We start from the raw sequence: 17,026 nt of genomic DNA on the forward strand, positions 1-17,026 counted from the left end.
GCCGTGTCCGTTATCACGCAGCGCACAAAAAAACCGAAAGTTGCGAACTGCGCGGAAGGCCACGCGGCACGTGCAAAAAAATCTGCAAACGTCGCTCCCACTGCACGAGCCGATCTGCGAAGATAGCGCCCCGTTTTCGCGCTGCATCATTTTTTCTTGCACGCGCCGCTTCACGTTTCTTCATCTCGCTTCCTATGGCATCACGCAATGCACATCATGCGTCCGGCTTCGCAGCCGGCGTCACCGCCGCCGCCCTCGTCGCACAAACCGGCGCCACGGGTCCGTGGCATGTGGGCATGTTCGCCGCATTCGCGGCGGGCGTCGCGGGCGGCACCGCGCCCGACTGGCTCGAAGTCGCCTGGTGGCGCCGCAAGCGCCGCCTGTGGGTCACGCATCGCACGATCACGCACTGGGGCATCGGCTGGATCGCCCTGCTTGCGCTCGGGTGGCACGGGCTCATCCATCAACCGCATCCGCTGTGGGCCGCGCCGCTGTTCGGCTTCGCGTGCGGCGGCGTGATGCACCTGCTCGCCGACTGGCCGAACCCGCTCGGCGTGCCGTGGATCTGGCGGCGTCACTCGCTCAACCTGTGGAACAGCGGGAATTGCGACCTGATCGTCGTGGCCGCCGCATGGGGCGGCACGCTGTGGCTCGCGCAGTCGTTGTGCTCGCGTGCGCCGCTGCTCGAACACTGGCTCGGCTGGCTGCATCGCGTTTAGTGGCAATTCGGTGCAATTCGGCACGCTATCGGCGTACCGGCTCGCATGCAACTTTCTGTTCGTTGAAAGTGCGATGCGGGCCCCCATTTGAATCTGAATTCCCGACACACCTGCCCGGCACGCACGCGCGACGTCTGGCACACTGACGATTCGATTCGTGCGTGCGCCTTCTGCACTTGCCCCCCATTTCAACGCTCCGATGGACGTCACCGCTACCCGCCTTGCCGCCAGTGCGCTCGACGTGTTCCACCCGGCTGTCGCCGCGTGGTTCCGGCGCACGTTCGCCGCGCCCACCGGCGCGCAGGCGCTCGCGTGGCCGCACATCAAGGCTGGCCGCTCGACGCTCGTTGCTGCGCCGACCGGCTCAGGCAAGACGCTCACCGCGTTCCTGTGCGCGCTCGACGATCTGGTGCGCGATGCATTGGCGCACGACGGCACGCTGCCCGACGCGACACTCGTCGTGTACGTGTCGCCGCTGAAGGCGCTGTCGAACGACATCCACGTGAACCTCGACGCGCCGCTTGCCGGCATCGCCGAATCGCTCGCGCAACTCGGCCTGCCGGTGCCGGCGATCCGCACCGCCGTGCGCACCGGCGACACGACGCAGGCCGAGCGCGCCGCATTGCGCAAGCGCGCGCCGCACATCCTCGTGACGACACCCGAGTCGCTGTACGTGCTGCTGTCGTCCACGTCGGGGCGGCAGATGCTGTCGAACGTGCGCTCGGTCATCGTCGACGAAATCCATGCGCTCGCGTCGTCCAAGCGCGGCAGCCATCTCGCGTTGTCGCTCGAACGTCTCGACGCGCTGGCCGGCCGCGCGCTGCCGCGTATCGGGCTGTCGGCGACGCAGAAGCCGATCGACGCGGTCGCGCGCTTCCTGGTCGGCGGCCCGGCCGACGCGCCGCGCGACTGCACGATCGTCGACACGGGCCATACGCGCGAGCGCGACCTCGCGCTCGAACTGCCGAACGTGCCGCTCGAACCCGTGATGGCAACCGACGTGTGGGAACAGGTGTACGACCGCATTGCCGGGCTCGCGGCCGCGCATCGCACGACACTCGTGTTCGTCAACACGCGGCGCACCGCCGAGCGCATGGCGCGCCATCTCGCCGACCGGCTCGGCAAGGAAGCGATCGCCGCGCATCACGGCAGTCTCGCGAAGGAGCACCGCTTCGACGCCGAGCAGCGCCTGAAGCGCGGCGAACTGAAGCTGCTCGTCGCCACCGCATCGCTCGAACTCGGCATCGATATCGGCGACGTCGATCTCGTCTGCCAGGTCGGTTCACCCCGCGGGATTGCGCCGTTCCTGCAGCGCGTCGGCCGCTCCGGGCACCACGTGGGCGGCGTGCCGAAGGGCCGGCTGTTCCCGCTGTCGCGCGACGAGCTCGTCGAATGCGCGGCGCTGCTCGATTGCGTGCAACGCGGCGAGCTCGACACGCTGCGCATTCCCGAAGCACCGCTCGACGTGCTCGCGCAGCAGATCGTCGCCGAAGTCGCGTGCACGGAATGGCAGGAAGACGCGCTGTATGCGAGCGTCACGCGCGCGGCGCCGTACGCACGGCTGACGCGCGAGCGCTTCGACGAAGTGATGAAGATGCTCGCCGAAGGCTTCACGAGCCGGCGCGGCGTGCGCGGCGCGTACCTGCATCGCGACATGGTCGGCGGCACCGTGCGCGGGCGCCGCAACGCGATGATGACCGCGACCACGTCGGGCGGCACGATCCCCGACATGGCCGACTACGCGGTGCTGCTCGAACCGCAGGGCCTCCAGGTCGGCACAGTCAACGAGGATTTCGCGATCGAGAGCCTCTCGGGCGACGTGTTCCAGCTGGGCAACCAGTCGTACCGGATCATTCGCGTGGAAACAGGCCGCGTGCGCGTCGAGGACGCTCAAGGCCAGTCGCCGAACATTCCGTTCTGGCTCGGCGAGGCGCCGGGGCGCAGCGACGAGCTGTCGGCGGCGGTCGGCCGGCTGCGCGCACGGCTCGACGGACTGTTCGCCGACGGCGAGCGGCAAGAGCATGCCCGCGGCGGTAAACGCACCGACGACGATATTCGCGGGAAGACGGCGGCTGAAATCAAGGCGACGACCCAAGCCAGGACCAAGGGCGGTGCAACATCGACGCGACGTGTTGAAGCCGAGGCCGAGGCCGAAGCCGAAGCCGAAGCCGAAGCCGAAGCCGAAGCCGAAGCCGAAGCCGAAGCCGAAGCCGAAGCCGCGATCAGTGTACGAAACGACGTCGCCCGTGCAGCCCCTGCCAACCCGGCCGACAGCCGCCTCATGCCGGCGTTGCGCTGGCTCGTCGACGATCTGCGCCTGTCACCAGACGCCGCGCACCAGATCGCCGAGTATCTCGCCCGCACGCGCGCCGCACTCGGTGCGCTGCCGACGCAGGACACGCTCGTGATGGAGCGTTTCTTCGACGAATCGGGCGGCACGCAGCTCGTGATCCATTCGCCGTTCGGCAGCCGCATCAACCGCGCATGGGGGCTTGCGCTGCGCAAGCGCTTCTGCCGCAGCTTCAACTTCGAACTGCAGGCAGCCGCGACTGACGACGCGATCATCCTGTCGCTGTCGCTTGCGCACAGCTTCGCACTCGACGAAGTGTGGCGCTACCTGCGTTCGGCCAGCGCCGAGCACGTCCTGGTCCAGGCCCTGCTCGACGCACCGATGTTCGGCGTGCGCTGGCGCTGGAACGCGACGACCGCGCTCGCGCTGCCGCGCTTCACGGGCGGCAAGCGCACCGCGCCGCAACTGCAGCGGATGAAGAGCGAGGACCTGCTCGCGACCGTGTTTCCCGATCAGGTCGCGTGCCTCGAGAACATCGTCGGCGAGCGCGAGATTCCGCATCACCCGCTGGTCGACCAGACGCTCGACGATTGTCTGCACGACGCGATGGACACCGATGGCTGGCTTGCGCTGCTGCGCCGGATCGAAAGCGGTGCGATCGAACTGGTCGCGCGCGACCTGCCCGCACCGTCGCCGCTCGCCGCCGAGATCCTGAACGCGAAACCCTACGCGTTCCTCGACGATGCACCGCTCGAGGAGCGCCGCACGCAGGCCGTACAGTCGCGCCGCTGGAGCGATCCCGAATCGGCCGACGATCTCGGCGCGCTCGACGCCGACGCGATCGACGCAGTGCGCGACGAAGCCTGGCCGCTCGTGCGCGACGCCGACGAAATGCACGACGCGCTGCTCACGCTCGCGTGCGTCTCCGATAGCGAAGCACAAACCCGCGAAGGCTGGTCCGACCGGCTCGCGGAACTCGCCGAACGCCGCCGCGCAACGAAACTCGTCGCGCCGGGCGGCGCTGTACTGTGGGTGCCGGTCGAACGGCTCGTGTGCCTGCGTGCACTGCATCCCGACGCGCGTATCGCGCCGGCGCTCAAGGTGCCGGCAGCCTGCGCGCAGCCGTGGGAAGCGGATGCCGCACTTGTCGACGTGATCCGCGCACGGCTCACCGGTTTCGGCCCTCTTGCGCTCGACGCGATCGCGACACCGCTCGGCCTGCCGCCTGCGTCGATCGCGACAGCACTCGCGGCGCTGGAGCGCGAAGGCTATGTGATGCGCGGCCGGTTCACGCCAGGCACGACGACGGACGAATGGTGCGAACGCCATCTGCTGGCGCGCATTCATCGCTACACGGTGAAGCGGCTGCGTCGCGAGATCGAGCCGGTCGAGCGCGCCGATTTCATGCGCTTCCTGTTCCACTGGCAGCACCTGACGCCCGACACGCGCGGCACCGGCCGCGACGCACTCGCGGCCGTGGTCGAACAGCTCGAAGGCTACGAGGCCGCCGCAAGCGCATGGGAAGATGCACTGCTGCCCGCGCGGCTTACCGACTACACGGCAGGCAGGCTCGACGAGCTGTGCCGCTCCGGCAAGCTCGTGTGGACGCGCATCGGCGCGCCGGCGCGCGCGGCCGGCACGCCCGTGAAGACGACGCCGATCGTGCTGCTGCCGCGCCGCCACCTTTCCGCGTGGCAGGCGCTGCGCGACCCCGATGCGCAACCGGCACTGTCCGCGCGGGCCACCCAGGTGCGCGACGCCCTCGCCGCGCACGGCGCGATGTTCTTCGACGCGCTGCTCGACGAGCTGCGCATGCTGCCGGTCGAACTCGAACAGGCGCTCGGCGAACTCGTGTCCGCCGGCCTCGTGAATGCGGACAGCTACGCGGGCTTGCGCGCGCTGCTGAAACCGGTCGTCAAGCGCAGCGCGACCTATGCGCCGCGCACGCGGCGCGGCGGCGCACTGATCGGCGGCATGGACGACGCGGGTCGCTGGGCACTCGTGCAACGCCACGCGCCGCCGGACGATGCGCCGGCACCGAAACGCGGCCTGGCCGCGACCGACCCCGACGCGCTCGAACACATCGCGTGGACGCTGCTGCGCCGCTACGGCGTCGTGTTCTGGCGGCTGCTCGAACGCGAAGCCGACTGGTTGCCGAACTGGCGCGAGCTCGTGCGCGTGCTGCAACGCCTCGAAGCGCGCGGCGAGATTCGCGGCGGACGCTTCGTCGCCGGGCTCGCGGGCGAACAGTTCGCGCTGCCCGAAGCGATCCCGATCCTGCGCGAACTGCGGCGGCAACCGGGCGACGGACAGTACGTGTGCGTGACGGGCGCCGATCCGTTGAATCTTGCCGGCACGCTGCTGCCCGGCGACAAAGTGCCCGCGCTGGCCGGCAATCGCGTGCTGTTCCGCGACGGCGTGCCGGTCGCATCGCTGGTGTCGGGCACATTTCACTACGCCCCCGAACTGTCGCCCGCCGCGCGCGAGGATGCCCGCCTGCGGCTCGCACGCCACCACTGACATTGGCTGACACGCGGCACCGCCCGGACTACTGATCGCCGGGCTGCGCTACCGCCAGCGTTCGGGTAGCATCGAACGATTTTCCGCGCGGACGCTCGCGCTCGAACACGACAAGACTCCCGGAGACTGCTGTCCATGCCCTCGCATGCCGATTCGCCCGCCGCTCATCACGCGGGCTCACTGACGATTTTCCAGGGCGCCGCGCTCTATATCGGCGCGGTGCTCGGCACTGGCGTGATCGCGCTGCCCGCGCTGGCTGCCGAAGTCGCGGGCCCGGCCTCGCTGCTCGCATGGGCCGCGCTCGTCGTGCTGTCCGGGCCGCTCGCGGCCACCTTCGCCGCGCTCGGCGCACGCTATCCCGACGCAGGCGGCGTCTCGACCTACGCCCGGCGCGCATTCGGGCCGAAAGCCGCGGCGATCGTCGGCTGGTGCTTCTACTTCGCGGTACCGGCCGGCGCGCCGGCTGCCGCGATGTTCGGTGGCGCTTACGTCGCGGCCGTCACCGGCGGCGGGCACACGACCGTCGTCGTCACGGCTGCCGCGCTGATCGCGACCGTGTCGGCCGCGAATGCATTCGGCGTCACCGTGTCGGGCCGCATGCAGCTCGTGTTGTCGGCACTGCTCGTCACGCTGCTGCTGGCCGCGGTGCTCGCCTCCGCGCCACATGCGCGCACCGCGAACCTGCATCCGTTCGCGCCGCACGGCTGGCTCGCGGTCGGCCAGGCCGCCGCGCTGCTCGTGTGGAGTTTCGCCGGCTGGGAAGCGATCACGCATCTCGCAGCCGAATTCCGCCGGCCCGCGCACGACATGCCGCGCTCGGCCGGGATCGCGGTCGTGGTGGTCGGGTTCCTGTATCTGTCGGTCGCGGCCGCGAGCGTGACGGTGCTCGGGCCGTCCGCGGGCGCATCGGGTGCGCCGCTCGCCGAGCTGATCGCGGGCGGCATCGGTGGTCATGCGCAGGTGCTGGCCGCCGTGGCCGCGCTGCTGCTCACGCTCGGCACGATGAACGCGTATTTCGCGGGTGCGGCCAAGCTCGGCGCGGCGCTTGGGCGCGACGGCGCGTTGCCCGCGTGGCTCGCGCATGGCAGCCAGGTCGGCGGCGTCCCGCGCCACAGCCTCGGCGTGATCGCCGTGCTCGCAGCCGTCGCACTGGCCGCGACGACGCTGTCGGATGTCGGGCCGAAGCCGCTCGTGCTCGTTACGTCCGGATGCTTCGTGATGGTGTATGGACTCGGCGCGGCCGCCGCGCTGAAACTGCTGCCGCGCGGCGGGATCGCCTACCGCTGCGCATGGATTTCGCTGGTAGCGGTCGCCGGGCTGTTCCTGACGACCGGCTGGTACATCCTGTGTCCGCTGCTGCTCGCGGGCGGTGCGCTGCTCTATCTGCAAGTGGCCGCGCCGCGTCAGTGACGCGGCATGTGCGCGCGGGCCGACATTCGCCCGCTTGCGGCGACACGCCCGCGCGTCACGGCCGAGCCGCGGGCCGGATTGCCGGCCATTCCGCCGCACGCATTACGCGTAGCGATGCAGACTCGACCGCACGCCGCTTCTTCACGCCCGTCAGGCCGGCACCAGCTCGAAGCTGAGCCGTTTGCCGAGCGCGGCGGCCGCGCTCGCGAGCGTCGCCAGCGTGAGGCTCGTGTCGGTTTCGTCGAGCAGACGGTTGAGCGCGGCGCGGCTGGTTTTCATCCGTGCGGCCATCGCGGTTTTCGTGATGTGCTGCGCCTTCATTTCCTGCCCGATCTGCCAGGCGATCACGCGCTTGATCGCGGTGGCGGTGGCCGCTTCGAGAGTGCCATCCTCCTCGAGGAAGGAATCGAAATCGCTGCCGATATGCGGGTTGTTCGTGGTCGTCATGGGGTACTCCAGTGCATGGCGTTGCCGGCTGCCTGCCCGTCGGAGACGGTGCGTTCCAGCGCAACCGGGAAATTCAGATGGCGCGCGTCAGCGCTTTCAGGCGCGCGACGGTGATATCGAGATCATCCGACGGCGTGGCCCGCGACTGCTTGAAGAAACCGTGCAGCAGGACCATCGTTTCGCCGACGACCGTGAACAGCACGCGGGCGCTCCGCCCCGGCAGCATCACGCGAATCTCCCATAGATCCCGCGCCATCTTCCGGACCAGCGGCATGCCGAGCGGCCAGCCGAGTTGCACGGTCTTGATCTCTTCACCGATCGCTCTTCGCTCCGCTTGCCCGAGCGCCTTCAGCCATTCGCGCACCGGCTCGTTGCCACGGGCCGTCTGGAAGAACCGCACGCCGAGCGTGACCTGGATCTGCTGTCTCGTCATCGTCTTGACACCAATCGTACCAAAATCGGTACGATATGCCAAGCACCGCGAGGTCGGCTACTGACCGAATGGCCAATCCGGCAGCCGGGTACCGGGCCGGGCCGCGCTTGCAGCACGGCCCGATGGGTCAATTGTCGCGACGAGCCGGCTTGCGCGCCGCGCGTGACGTCCCGCGTGCGCGCGTCTCGCCGAACCGCGACCGCGCGATATCGCGCACGGCGTCGATCAGCGTCCGCGCGACCGGCGACGGCTGCGCATCGGTACGCAGCACCAGCCCGACCGGCTCGTCGGTGCCTGCCGCCGGCAGCGGCAGGCGTGCCAGCGCCCCGGCCGACAGGTCGTACTCGGCCGCATAGAGCGGCACGAACCAGACGGCATCGTTTTCGAGCGCGAGCGCGCGCGCGACCGATACCGACAGCACCTCGATGAACGAATCCAGCGGCGGCGCGCCGCAGGCACCGAGCAGTTGCTCGGCCGACTGGCGAATCAGCGTGCCGAACGGCGGCAGCACGACCGGATAGCGCGCGAGTTCGGCCGCCGGCGCCGCGCTCGACAGCAGCGGATGCCCGGCGCGCACGACCGCGACGAGCGGCTCGTTGTACAACTGCTCGAACGCGAGCCCGATCATCCGCTCCGGCTCCGACAGCCGCCCGATCGCGCACTCGATCGCACCGGATTTCAGGCGCTCGAGCAGATCGGCGTTCGCGGCCGTCGCGATCCTCACGACGACGCGCGGCCAGCGCTCGGCGAGCGCCTTCATCAACGCGGGCGCGAGCGATGCCGCGACGGTCGGCAGCATGCCGATTTCCAGCGTCGCCGCGGCAGCCCCGCCCTCGCGCGCGAGCAGCCCGACACCCTGCCGCAGCGCCAGCACACACGCGTTCGCGTGCGGCAGGAACAACTGCGCCTCACGGGTCGGCTGCGCGCCCTGCCGGCCGCGCTCGAACAGCTTCACGCCGAGGATCGCCTCCAGCTCGGCGATCGTCTTCGAAACGGCCGGCTGCGTAATCGACAGGCTTTCGGCCGCCTTCTGCACGCCGCCCAGCTGCGCGACCGCGAGAAAACACTGCAGGTGCCGGAACTTGACGCGGCCGTCGGCGATACGGTTATTCATAACGGGTGGTTATGCGATTGACGATGAAATGCCATTTTGCATAACTTTCCGAATAGCCCCAAGCACTCGACGCTGTGTCACGCGTGGCGCCGCAGCGCCTGGAAACCGGCCGGCTCCCACATCCGCTTCGCGATCAGCAAGCTGGTGCCGTGCTTCTGCGCGAGCGGTGCGGACGACGATTCCGCATGCAGCGCGGCCGCCTTGCTGCGCAGCCGGCGCAACTCCAGTTCGAGCTCCGCGGACGCGGCCTCCGTCAGCATCCCCTGCGAGAACGTCATCGTTTCGCCTTCCCCGTCGAAGCGGCTGTCGAGGAAATCGCCGAGCGCGTGCGCATGGAAATAACGGCGGATCGGCCCGCCCGGCAGCCAGTCGAAATCGCGCGCGACGCGCACGCGAATCCGGTCGCCCGGCAACAGCGCGACGACGTTCATCCGGTCGAGCATCAGCAGGTATTTCACGCATTCGGCCTTCGTCACCTGATAGGCCGACACGATGTCCTGCACGGTCCAGTAGTTGATTGCGCAGACGGCAACGAGCAGCAGCTTGTCGTCCGACACGAGCAGCGCCTCCTGCTGCTCGGTCAGCACGTGCAGCCTCGGCGCCGACGCGGACGCCTCCTGCACGAGCTCGGCCAGCGTATAGCCGAGCAGCTGAGAGATCTCCACGACGCGCTCCAGCGTAAAGCGGCCGCTGGCAAACAGCCGCTTCACGCTGGTCTCGGAAACGTCGAGCGCACGCGCGACGTCGCGGTAGGTCATGCCTTGCGCCTTCAATTGGCGCTTCAGCATTTCGATGAGTTGGGCGGTTTCGGTCATTTTGGTATCGAAAAATGATGCTCCAGGTCAGATATTAGGCTACCTGCGCACGCAGATGAACACTTTCGGGTACTTGTCTGCATAATCCGCTCCGTGCTGTCACTGAACGACGGAGCCGAAATGACCACCCGAACCGAAACCGCTGCCTACGAATCGCATCGCACCGCCCCGCGCGATGCCCGCGACACGGATCGCACGATGCCGCTCGCCACGGTCCGCACGCTGGCCGCCAGCGCGCACGTCGGGGATCTCGTGTTCATCCGCGTGCCGGCGCATGCGCCCCGCGACGCGGCCGGTGCGACGGGCTCGACGGGTGCATGGGCCAATCGCTTCGGCATCGTCGTCGACACATCGGGCGACGAGCCCGTGATCGCCGAATCCGCGTTTGCGTGGACGAAGCTCACGCCACTGTCGCGCTTCGTCGCCCGTACCGACGGCGGGCGCATCGCGCTGGCGCGCCGCGTCTCGGCACCGACCGCCGATGCGCAGCGTCAGGTGCACGCAACAGCGGAACAGCGGATCGACGCGCTGCTCGGCAACCGCTTCAACCTGCGGACACGGCGCGGGTTCTGCGCGGACTACGTGAGCGACGTGCTCGGTGCCGACCGCGACACGACGCCGGCCGCACTGCTGCGCAGCGGCACGCTGTCACTCGAATTCGACGGGATCGTGTTCGATCCCGGCCGGCAGTCATAACAGGCGCGCTCAGGGAGACCGGATAACAACAAGAACGACAACACAAAAAAGCAGCGACGGGCTGGCTGGAGGGCCGTGCACGGGGTCGTCACCGACGACGCGAAGCCCGATCGCTTTTTCCGCCGGACAGGCATCCTGTCCGGCGGAATTTTCATTGGCGCGTCGAACATAACGAATGGTTATACGATTCGTGAAAAAAGGTCATTTTGCATAACTTTCCGGATTGGCTAAAGTCCTGCCATCCCCTTCGCGAAATACCTATCAGGAGACGCCCGATGGATTCCCCCACGATCCTCACGCCGCGCGACTGGCCCTCGCATCCGGCCTATGTCCACCCCGAGTACCGTTCGTCCGTGAAGCGCGGCCCGACCCGCCCGCTGATCCCGCTGAAGGAGAAACTGCGCGACCAGTACGCGCCGGTCTACGGCGCCGAAGATCTCGGCGCGCTCGACCATGACCTGACGAAGAATGCCGTGAAGAACGGCGAGCCGCTCGGCGAGCGCATGGTCGTCACGGGCCGCGTGCTCGACGAAGGCGGCAAGCCCGTGCGCAACACGCTCGTCGAGGTGTGGCAGGCGAACGCGGCCGGCCGCTACGTGCACAAGGTCGACCAGCACGACGCGCCGCTCGACCCGAACTTCCTCGGCGCGGGCCGCTGCCTGACCGACAACGAAGGCCGCTACCGCTTCCTGACGATCAAGCCGGGCGCGTATCCGTGGGGCAACCATCCGAATGCGTGGCGCCCGAATCACATCCATTTCTCGCTGTTCGGCGATTACTTCGGTTCGCGTCTCGTCACGCAGATGTACTTCCCCGGCGACCCGCTGCTCGCGTACGACCCGATCTTCCAGGGCACGCCCGAGGCCGCGCGCGATCGCCTGATCTCGCGCTTCTCGATGGACATCACCGAAGAAGGCTATGCGCTCGGCTACGAATTCGACATCGTGCTGCGCGGCCGCGACGCTACCCCGATGGAGCGCTGAACCATGACGACGCTGAAACAAACCCCTTCGCAGACGGTCGGCCCGTACTTCGCGTACGGCCTGTGCCCGCAGCAATACGACTACGACCTGAAGAGCCTGTTCACGCCGACGATCGCCGCGGCCCACGCCGAAGGCGAGCACGTGCTGCTGGTCGGCCAGGTGTTCGACGGCGACGGCAACGTCGTCGGCGATGCGGTGCTCGAATTCACGCAGGTGGACGGCGCGGGCCGCTACCCCGCGTCGCGCGACGACATCGCGAAATCCGGCTTCACGGGCTTCGCGCGGGTCGGCACCGGCACCGATGCGCAGCAGCGCTTCGTTGTCGAGACGGTGAAGCCGGGCCGCCTCGCCGCCGACGAAGCGCCGCACATCAACGTGACCGTGATGATGCGCGGGATCCTCACCCATGCGTTCACGCGCGTGTACTTCGACGACGAAGCCGCCGCGAACGCGGCCGACCCCGTGCTGAACGCGGTGCCGGCCGAGCGCCGCGCGACGCTCGTCGCGAAACGCGACGCGCAGCCGGGCCGCCCGGTGGTCTACCGCTTCGACATCCGCATGCAGGGGCCGGACGAAACGGTGTTCTTCGACGTGTGACGCGCGAGCCGGCGCACGCCGGCATCGCCTGCTCCCGCACCGCCGTGTGGCGCGATTCCGACAGGTATCGCGCCACACGGCGTTTTTCGTGCTCCGTCGCCATCATTCGATGCTGCGGCGCATCGCGCCTGGTCATCAGCACCGACGCCCATTGCCAGGGGCTTCTGCCCCTGCATCGAACGCACGATTGAAACGCATGCTGCTGCAACCGCACATGAGTCGCGCGTCCCGCGGGATTTCGTTTGCGCGTTATGCGGCGTATTCTTCGCTATCCACAACGAGTCAACGAGATTGAATCGGAAGAAGCAACAATTACGCATGTAATGCGCGACACTGTCCGACAGGCCATGCGCGCATTTTTTCTGACCGAGTGCCTTTAAACGCGTCTGACCGAAATTGGCAGGCGCGTATTTTTTGGCGGCCACCCGCGCATCGGCGTGACGCGCGCGGATTCCGTCCGGTTAGCGCCGAATCTCAAGATACCGGCTCGGCGTATCGCCTAGGATGCGGCGAAACGCCGACGTGAACGCGCTTGCGCTCGCGTACCCGAGATCGAGTGCGACGCGCGTCACCGATTGCCCGTCGCTCAGGCGCGCGATCGCCGCGAGCATGCACACCTGCTGGCGCCATGCGGCAAAACTCACGCCTGTCTGCGCGCGGAACTGCCGCGTGAACGTGCGGCGGCTCAAGCCGGCGTCGGCGGCCACCTGGTCGAGATCGGCCGCGATCGACGGCGACGCGAGCAGGTGCCGGCATACCTTCGCCAGCCGTGCGTCGGCCGGCAGCGGCGCATGCAGCGACAGGCGCGGCATCGTCGCGATTTCCGCGACCAGCAGCGCCATCAGCTTGCCCGCGCGTCCGTCGACGTCATACAGGGCCGGCAGGTCGATTGCGTCGTCGATCAGTTGCCGCAGCAGCGCCGATACGCCGTACACGCCGCACTGCTCGGGCAGGCCCGCTTCCTGCGCGGCATCGCCGGACACGAAGGTGTTCAGCATCGTGACCGGCCCGGTCATCGTCATTTCGTGCGGCACGCCGGCCGGCACCCAGCACGCGCGCTGCGGCGGCACCAGCCAGCGCCCGTGCGGCGTCGACACGCTGATCGTGCCGCGCGACGCGAACGCGAATTGCCCGCGCCCGTGCGCGTGCGCCGGAAACGTCGTGCCGGCCGCATAGTCGTTTGCGGTCACGACCACGCTCCGGGGAATGTGTTCGTAGGGGTCTAGCAGCGTATTTCTCACGGCCCGAATTCCATCATCAATGACCCGATATCGAAGGCGGGTCTCCTTCGCTCGATTTACGATCCGCTCCACCCTTGCGCGACCAGACGGCCGCAAGACCCGTCGGCCTGATCGGCCGGATCACCACTGCATCGGAGCGGACATGCCGAATACGTTTCATCGCGTGGGGGACGGCCCCCACCCTGTTCTTGTACTGCCCGGCTGGTTCGGCGACGCCCACGCATTCGAACCCGTCGAAGCGTGGCTATCGCGCGAACACTTCAGCTATGTCTTCATGGACTACCGAGGTTACGGCCGCCTGCGCGACGCTGCGGGCGACTACACGATCGACGAGATCGCCGCCGACGCGCTTGCACTGGCCGACTCACTCGATTTCGCGACCTTCAGCATCGTCGGCCACTCGATGGGTGCGATGGCGGCCGAGAAAATCGCCGTCATGGCGCCCGAGCGCGTGCGCGCGCTGGCGCCGATCACGCCTGTGCCTAGCGGCGGCCTGCCGTTCGACGCGGAGAAACGCGCGCTATTCGAGCGCGCCGCCGACCACATCGCCGATCGCCGGACCATCATCGACCGCAGCACCGGCGGCCGGCTGCCAGCCGCCTGGGTCGAGTGGAAAGCCGCGTATTCGGCAGCCCGTTCGTCGCCGCCGGCGTTCGGCGCGTACTTCCGCGCGTGGGCCGATACGGATTTCAGCGACGAGATCGCGGGCATCCATCCGGTGAAAGTGCTGATCGGAGAGCACGATCCGGCGTTCGACACCGCGCTGATGGCCCGCACCTACCTGCGACGCTATCCGCTCGCCACCGTCGACGTGCTGCGCAATGCCGGCCACTACCCGATGAACGAGACGCCGCTCGCACTGGTCACGGCGATGGAAGCGTTCCTGCTCGCCGTGACGGCGAACCCTGTCGGCAACCACTGACGACGCGCGGCATGCAAGCGGCATGGCAGTAACGCGCATCACCGCAACATGAACGACATCGCCGACAAACTGTTCAGCGTGCGCACCACATGCTCGACCGAAGGCCCGTCGAAGCGCAGCGTCACCGCATCGACGCGCTCGAGCGACGGCAGCACGCAGAACAGGTCGGCCAGCGCCGCCGTCTGCACGCGCAGCGTGCACGCGGCCGGCGCGGGGCGATGGGCGCCCGCGCGCACACCGGCCGACACTGCCTGCGCCACCGCGCCGCGCGCCGCGGTTGCGATCCGCGCACAGGACGCGGCGGGCGTGAGCGTATCGCCGCTCGATGCGCCGCCGGCGGTCTTGACCGTCTCGAAATGCGCATCGGGAAACAGCGGCTGCGTTTCTTCCGCGAACACGTCGTCGCCCGTGGCCAGCGCGACGTGCGCACCGTATTCGCGTGCCAGCGCGCCGTACAGCCCGGCTTCGCCGAGCTCGACGCCATTCAGCCACACCTGTGTGAACGCGAAGCCGTTGATCGTGTGCGCGAGTACGCCGCGCGTCTGCGATTTCGCGTGATAGCCGATCATGAACACGAGGTCGGGCTGCTGTTCGAGGCCCGCCATCATCCCGAGCATGCGCGGCTTGCCGAGCACGACACGCGCACGCGCATCGAGCCCGTCGGGCAGCAGGTTGCGAAAGCCGCCGTGCGAATCGTTGACCCACACGGCCTGCGCGCCGCCCATGAACGCGCCTTCGATCGCCGCGTTCGCCTCGGCGGTCATCCAGCGGCGCGCGCGTTCGTATTCCGGATTGCCGGCGCGTGTCTGCTCGGTGGCGAATACGCCGGCGACGCCTTCGATGTCGGTCGAAATCAGGATCTTCATGACTGGGTAAGACGTCCTTCGTGGCCTACGTTGAACAGGCGATCGAGATCGGGCACCGCATCGCGCAGCGATTGCCGCACGTGGCCGTCGCGCCCGGCCACCGTCACGGCCTGCAGCAACGCGTCGGCGATCGCGTGCTCGACGCTTTCGGCCGCGGCCATGAACAGCGGATCGAGCGCCGCATCCGCGACGAGGGCCGGCAGCGCGATGGTCGATGCGTCGTGCGCGATCGTGTATGCGGTGGAAAATGCGAGCGCGATGTCGCCGCTGCCGTGCCCGTAGACCGAGCCCGTGCGGGCCAGCCCCGCGCCCGCACGGCGCGCGAGCCGCGACAGTTGCCGTGCATCGAGCGGCGCATCGGTGGCCAGCAACAGGATGATCGAGCCCTGCTCGGGCGGTGCCGCGTGCGCGGCCTCGGCCGCACGCCGTTGCGCGACGATGCGCCCGAGCGGCACGCCGCCGAGCGTCAGCATCGGCAGCCGGCCGAAATTCGCAAGTACAAGTGCGCCGACCGTATAGGGCCGCCCGGCCGCGACAGCAACGCGCGACGCCGAACCGATTCCGCCCTTCAGGTCGAAACACGACATCCCGCGCCCGGCGCCCACCGCGCCGCGTGCGACGTCACGCGATGCCGCGCGGCACGCGTCGTCGTAATGCGCGGCCGTGACCGCGAACGCCTGGATATCGTTCAGGTAGCCGTCGTTGCACTCGAACACGAGCGGGTTGACGGTCGACCAGTCGCGGCCGATTGACGGATTCGCCGCGATCGCCGCGCGAATCTGTGCCTGCGCGACCGCGCCGACACCGAACGTATTGGTCAGCGCGATCGGCGTATCGAGCGTGCCGAGCTCGTCGACCTGCACGAGCCCGACGCTCTTGCCGAAACCGTTGATCACGGCAGCCCCGGCCGGCACCTTGCTGCGGTATACGTCGCCCGGATGCGGCTTCACGACGGTCACGCCCGTCTGCACGTTGTCCGCATCGATCGTGCAATGGCCGACCGTCACGCCCGGCACGTCGGCGATCGTGCCGCGCGGCCCGGCCGGCAGCGTCGCCGTCCACATCGGTGCGATGCGCATCAGCGGCGCTCCAGCTTCGGATCGAGCGCGTCGCGCAGCCCGTCGCCGAGCAGGTTGAACGCGAGCACGGTCAGGAAGATCGCGAGGCTCGGGAAGATCGCGATGTGCGGCGCCGTCACCATGTCCGCGCGCGCTTCGTTGAGCATCGCGCCCCACTCCGGCGTCGGCGGCTGCGCGCCGAGCCCGAGGAACGACAGGCTCGCGGCCGTGATGATCGACGTGCCGATCCGCATCGTGAAGTAGACGACGACCGACGACACCGTGCCCGGCAGGATGTGCCGCATGATGATCGTCCAGTCCGATGCGCCGATGCTGCGCGCGGCCTCGACATAGGTCATGTGCTTGAGCATCAGCGTGTTGCCGCGCACGAGCCGCGCGAACGCCGGGATGCTGAAGATCGCGACCGCGCAGATCACGTTGATCATCCCGTTGCCGAGGATCGCGACCACGCCGATCGCGAGCAGGATGCCCGGGAACGCGAACAGCACGTCGGCCACGCGCATCGTGATGCGGTCCCACCAGCCTTCGTAGTAGCCGGCGAGCAGCCCGAAGAACGTGCCGATCACCGCGCCGAGCGCGACCGAGAAGAAGCCGGCCGCGAGCGAGATGCGCGTGCCCGCGATGATCCGGCTGAAGATGTCGCGGCCCAGCGAATCGACACCGAACCAGTGCACGGCCGACGGCCCCGCGTTCAGCGCATCGTAGTCGAAATAGTTTTCCGGATCGAACGGCGCGATGTGCGGGCCGACGAACGCCAGCACGACGAGCGCCAGCACGAAGCCGCCCGCGACGAGCGCGACGGTCTGCTTGCGGAACTTGCGCCAGAATTCGCGCCACGGTGTGCGGATCGCAGTCGTTGCGGCCGGCGCCGCGGGCTGGACAGTCGCGTTCATG

Annotated in this window: 16 protein-coding genes; 7 read left to right on the plus strand and 9 right to left on the minus strand. The window is 68.5% G+C overall.

Going from position 1 to position 17,026, the window contains the following annotated elements; translation table 11 throughout:
* Positions 1-13: 13 nt before the first annotated feature.
* Positions 14-184: a hypothetical protein gene (locus BDO18943_RS10525; RefSeq protein ID WP_175022230.1), complete on the minus strand. Its 171-nt coding sequence runs from the start codon at positions 182-184 to the stop codon at positions 14-16.
* A gap of 10 nt (positions 185-194) precedes the next feature.
* On the opposite strand from BDO18943_RS10525, the gene BDO18943_RS10530 reads away from it, so the two are divergent.
* The 3 genes from BDO18943_RS10530 to BDO18943_RS10540 all read left to right on the plus strand — a co-directional run bounded on the left by BDO18943_RS10530 (position 195) and on the right by BDO18943_RS10540 (position 6,939).
* Positions 195-719 (plus strand): metal-dependent hydrolase, encoded by a 525-nt coding sequence (locus BDO18943_RS10530; RefSeq protein WP_175022231.1) that lies wholly within the window; start codon positions 195-197, stop codon positions 717-719.
* A gap of 199 nt (positions 720-918) precedes the next feature.
* On the plus strand, positions 919-5,529 hold the full coding sequence (locus tag BDO18943_RS10535) for a DEAD/DEAH box helicase (protein ID WP_175022232.1): 4,611 nt from the start codon (positions 919-921) through the stop codon (positions 5,527-5,529).
* Positions 5,530-5,664: 135 nt separating this feature from the next.
* Positions 5,665-6,939 (plus strand): APC family permease, encoded by a 1,275-nt coding sequence (locus BDO18943_RS10540; protein WP_175022233.1) that lies wholly within the window; start codon positions 5,665-5,667, stop codon positions 6,937-6,939.
* A 150-nt stretch (positions 6,940-7,089) separates the two neighbouring features.
* Here the strand turns inward: BDO18943_RS10540 and BDO18943_RS10545 are convergent, their stop codons facing one another.
* The 4 genes from BDO18943_RS10545 to BDO18943_RS10560 all read right to left on the minus strand — a co-directional run bounded on the left by BDO18943_RS10545 (position 7,090) and on the right by BDO18943_RS10560 (position 9,748).
* Positions 7,090-7,386 carry an XRE family transcriptional regulator gene (locus BDO18943_RS10545; protein WP_175022234.1) on the minus strand — a complete coding sequence of 99 codons (297 nt, stop codon included), beginning with the start codon at positions 7,384-7,386 and terminating at the stop codon, positions 7,090-7,092.
* Positions 7,387-7,459: 73 nt separating this feature from the next.
* Positions 7,460-7,819 carry a type II toxin-antitoxin system RelE/ParE family toxin gene (locus BDO18943_RS10550; RefSeq protein WP_043183397.1) on the minus strand — a complete coding sequence of 120 codons (360 nt, stop codon included), beginning with the start codon at positions 7,817-7,819 and terminating at the stop codon, positions 7,460-7,462.
* A gap of 127 nt (positions 7,820-7,946) precedes the next feature.
* Positions 7,947-8,933: a pca operon transcription factor PcaQ gene (pcaQ, locus tag BDO18943_RS10555; RefSeq protein ID WP_175022235.1), complete on the minus strand. Its 987-nt coding sequence runs from the start codon at positions 8,931-8,933 to the stop codon at positions 7,947-7,949.
* A 77-nt stretch (positions 8,934-9,010) separates the two neighbouring features.
* Complete coding sequence (locus BDO18943_RS10560; RefSeq protein WP_043183393.1) at positions 9,011-9,748, minus strand: helix-turn-helix domain-containing protein; 738 nt, start codon at positions 9,746-9,748, stop codon at positions 9,011-9,013.
* 120 nt (positions 9,749-9,868) lie between these two features.
* On the opposite strand from BDO18943_RS10560, the gene BDO18943_RS10565 reads away from it, so the two are divergent.
* The 3 genes from BDO18943_RS10565 (at position 9,869) to pcaG (ending at position 12,024) form a co-directional block, all read left to right on the plus strand.
* Positions 9,869-10,444, plus strand: coding sequence for a YiiX/YebB-like N1pC/P60 family cysteine hydrolase (locus BDO18943_RS10565; RefSeq protein ID WP_175022236.1), 576 nt, complete (start codon positions 9,869-9,871; stop codon positions 10,442-10,444).
* Between the two features lie 275 nt (positions 10,445-10,719).
* On the plus strand, positions 10,720-11,427 hold the full coding sequence (pcaH, locus tag BDO18943_RS10570; protein ID WP_175022237.1) for a protocatechuate 3,4-dioxygenase subunit beta: 708 nt from the start codon (positions 10,720-10,722) through the stop codon (positions 11,425-11,427).
* 3 nt (positions 11,428-11,430) lie between these two features.
* The gene (gene pcaG, locus BDO18943_RS10575; protein ID WP_011355460.1) at positions 11,431-12,024 is read left to right on the plus strand and encodes a protocatechuate 3,4-dioxygenase subunit alpha; all 594 of its coding nucleotides are present in this window, start codon (positions 11,431-11,433) and stop codon (positions 12,022-12,024) included.
* Positions 12,025-12,485: 461 nt separating this feature from the next.
* Here the strand turns inward: pcaG and BDO18943_RS10580 are convergent, their stop codons facing one another.
* Complete coding sequence (locus BDO18943_RS10580) at positions 12,486-13,265, minus strand: AraC family transcriptional regulator (protein ID WP_175022238.1); 780 nt, start codon at positions 13,263-13,265, stop codon at positions 12,486-12,488.
* A 142-nt stretch (positions 13,266-13,407) separates the two neighbouring features.
* Here BDO18943_RS10580 and BDO18943_RS10585 point away from each other — a divergent pair, with 142 nt between their 5' ends.
* Positions 13,408-14,187, plus strand: a complete 780-nt coding sequence (locus BDO18943_RS10585) for an alpha/beta fold hydrolase (protein ID WP_175022239.1) — start codon at positions 13,408-13,410, stop codon at positions 14,185-14,187.
* A gap of 38 nt (positions 14,188-14,225) precedes the next feature.
* Here the strand turns inward: BDO18943_RS10585 and BDO18943_RS10590 are convergent, their stop codons facing one another.
* From BDO18943_RS10590 to gsiD, 3 genes are read right to left on the minus strand one after another with little or no spacing between them, the layout of a single operon-like run.
* Positions 14,226-15,053 (minus strand): M55 family metallopeptidase, encoded by an 828-nt coding sequence (locus BDO18943_RS10590; RefSeq protein ID WP_175022240.1) that lies wholly within the window; start codon positions 15,051-15,053, stop codon positions 14,226-14,228.
* A complete protein-coding gene (locus BDO18943_RS10595; RefSeq protein ID WP_175022241.1) occupies positions 15,050-16,132 on the minus strand; it encodes a DmpA family aminopeptidase in 1,083 nt (360 codons plus the stop codon). The genes BDO18943_RS10590 and BDO18943_RS10595 overlap by 4 nt, the downstream gene beginning before the upstream one ends.
* Positions 16,132-17,025 (minus strand): glutathione ABC transporter permease GsiD, encoded by an 894-nt coding sequence (gene gsiD / locus BDO18943_RS10600; RefSeq protein ID WP_175022242.1) that lies wholly within the window; start codon positions 17,023-17,025, stop codon positions 16,132-16,134. The genes BDO18943_RS10595 and gsiD overlap by 1 nt, the downstream gene beginning before the upstream one ends.
* Position 17,026 lies beyond the last annotated feature (1 nt).

This window comes from Burkholderia aenigmatica (assembly GCF_902499175.1).
Classification (GTDB): Bacteria; Pseudomonadota; Gammaproteobacteria; order Burkholderiales; family Burkholderiaceae; genus Burkholderia; species Burkholderia aenigmatica.

Coding starts and splice junctions, on each gene's coding strand:
- BDO18943_RS10530 (WP_175022231.1), top strand. CDS start 195: ATGGCATCACGCAATGCACATCATGCGTCCGGCTTCGCAGCCGGCGTC.
- gsiD (WP_175022242.1), bottom strand. CDS start 17,025: ATGAACGCGACTGTCCAGCCCGCGGCGCCGGCCGCAACGACTGCGATC.
- BDO18943_RS10565 (WP_175022236.1), top strand. CDS start 9,869: ATGACCACCCGAACCGAAACCGCTGCCTACGAATCGCATCGCACCGCC.
- pcaG (WP_011355460.1), top strand. CDS start 11,431: ATGACGACGCTGAAACAAACCCCTTCGCAGACGGTCGGCCCGTACTTC.
- BDO18943_RS10550 (WP_043183397.1), bottom strand. CDS start 7,819: ATGACGAGACAGCAGATCCAGGTCACGCTCGGCGTGCGGTTCTTCCAG.
- BDO18943_RS10560 (WP_043183393.1), bottom strand. CDS start 9,748: ATGACCGAAACCGCCCAACTCATCGAAATGCTGAAGCGCCAATTGAAG.
- pcaQ (WP_175022235.1), bottom strand. CDS start 8,933: ATGAATAACCGTATCGCCGACGGCCGCGTCAAGTTCCGGCACCTGCAG.
- BDO18943_RS10545 (WP_175022234.1), bottom strand. CDS start 7,386: ATGACGACCACGAACAACCCGCATATCGGCAGCGATTTCGATTCCTTC.
- BDO18943_RS10525 (WP_175022230.1), bottom strand. CDS start 184: ATGAAGAAACGTGAAGCGGCGCGTGCAAGAAAAAATGATGCAGCGCGA.
- BDO18943_RS10540 (WP_175022233.1), top strand. CDS start 5,665: ATGCCCTCGCATGCCGATTCGCCCGCCGCTCATCACGCGGGCTCACTG.
- BDO18943_RS10590 (WP_175022240.1), bottom strand. CDS start 15,053: ATGAAGATCCTGATTTCGACCGACATCGAAGGCGTCGCCGGCGTATTC.
- BDO18943_RS10535 (WP_175022232.1), top strand. CDS start 919: ATGGACGTCACCGCTACCCGCCTTGCCGCCAGTGCGCTCGACGTGTTC.
- BDO18943_RS10595 (WP_175022241.1), bottom strand. CDS start 16,132: ATGCGCATCGCACCGATGTGGACGGCGACGCTGCCGGCCGGGCCGCGC.
- BDO18943_RS10585 (WP_175022239.1), top strand. CDS start 13,408: ATGCCGAATACGTTTCATCGCGTGGGGGACGGCCCCCACCCTGTTCTT.
- pcaH (WP_175022237.1), top strand. CDS start 10,720: ATGGATTCCCCCACGATCCTCACGCCGCGCGACTGGCCCTCGCATCCG.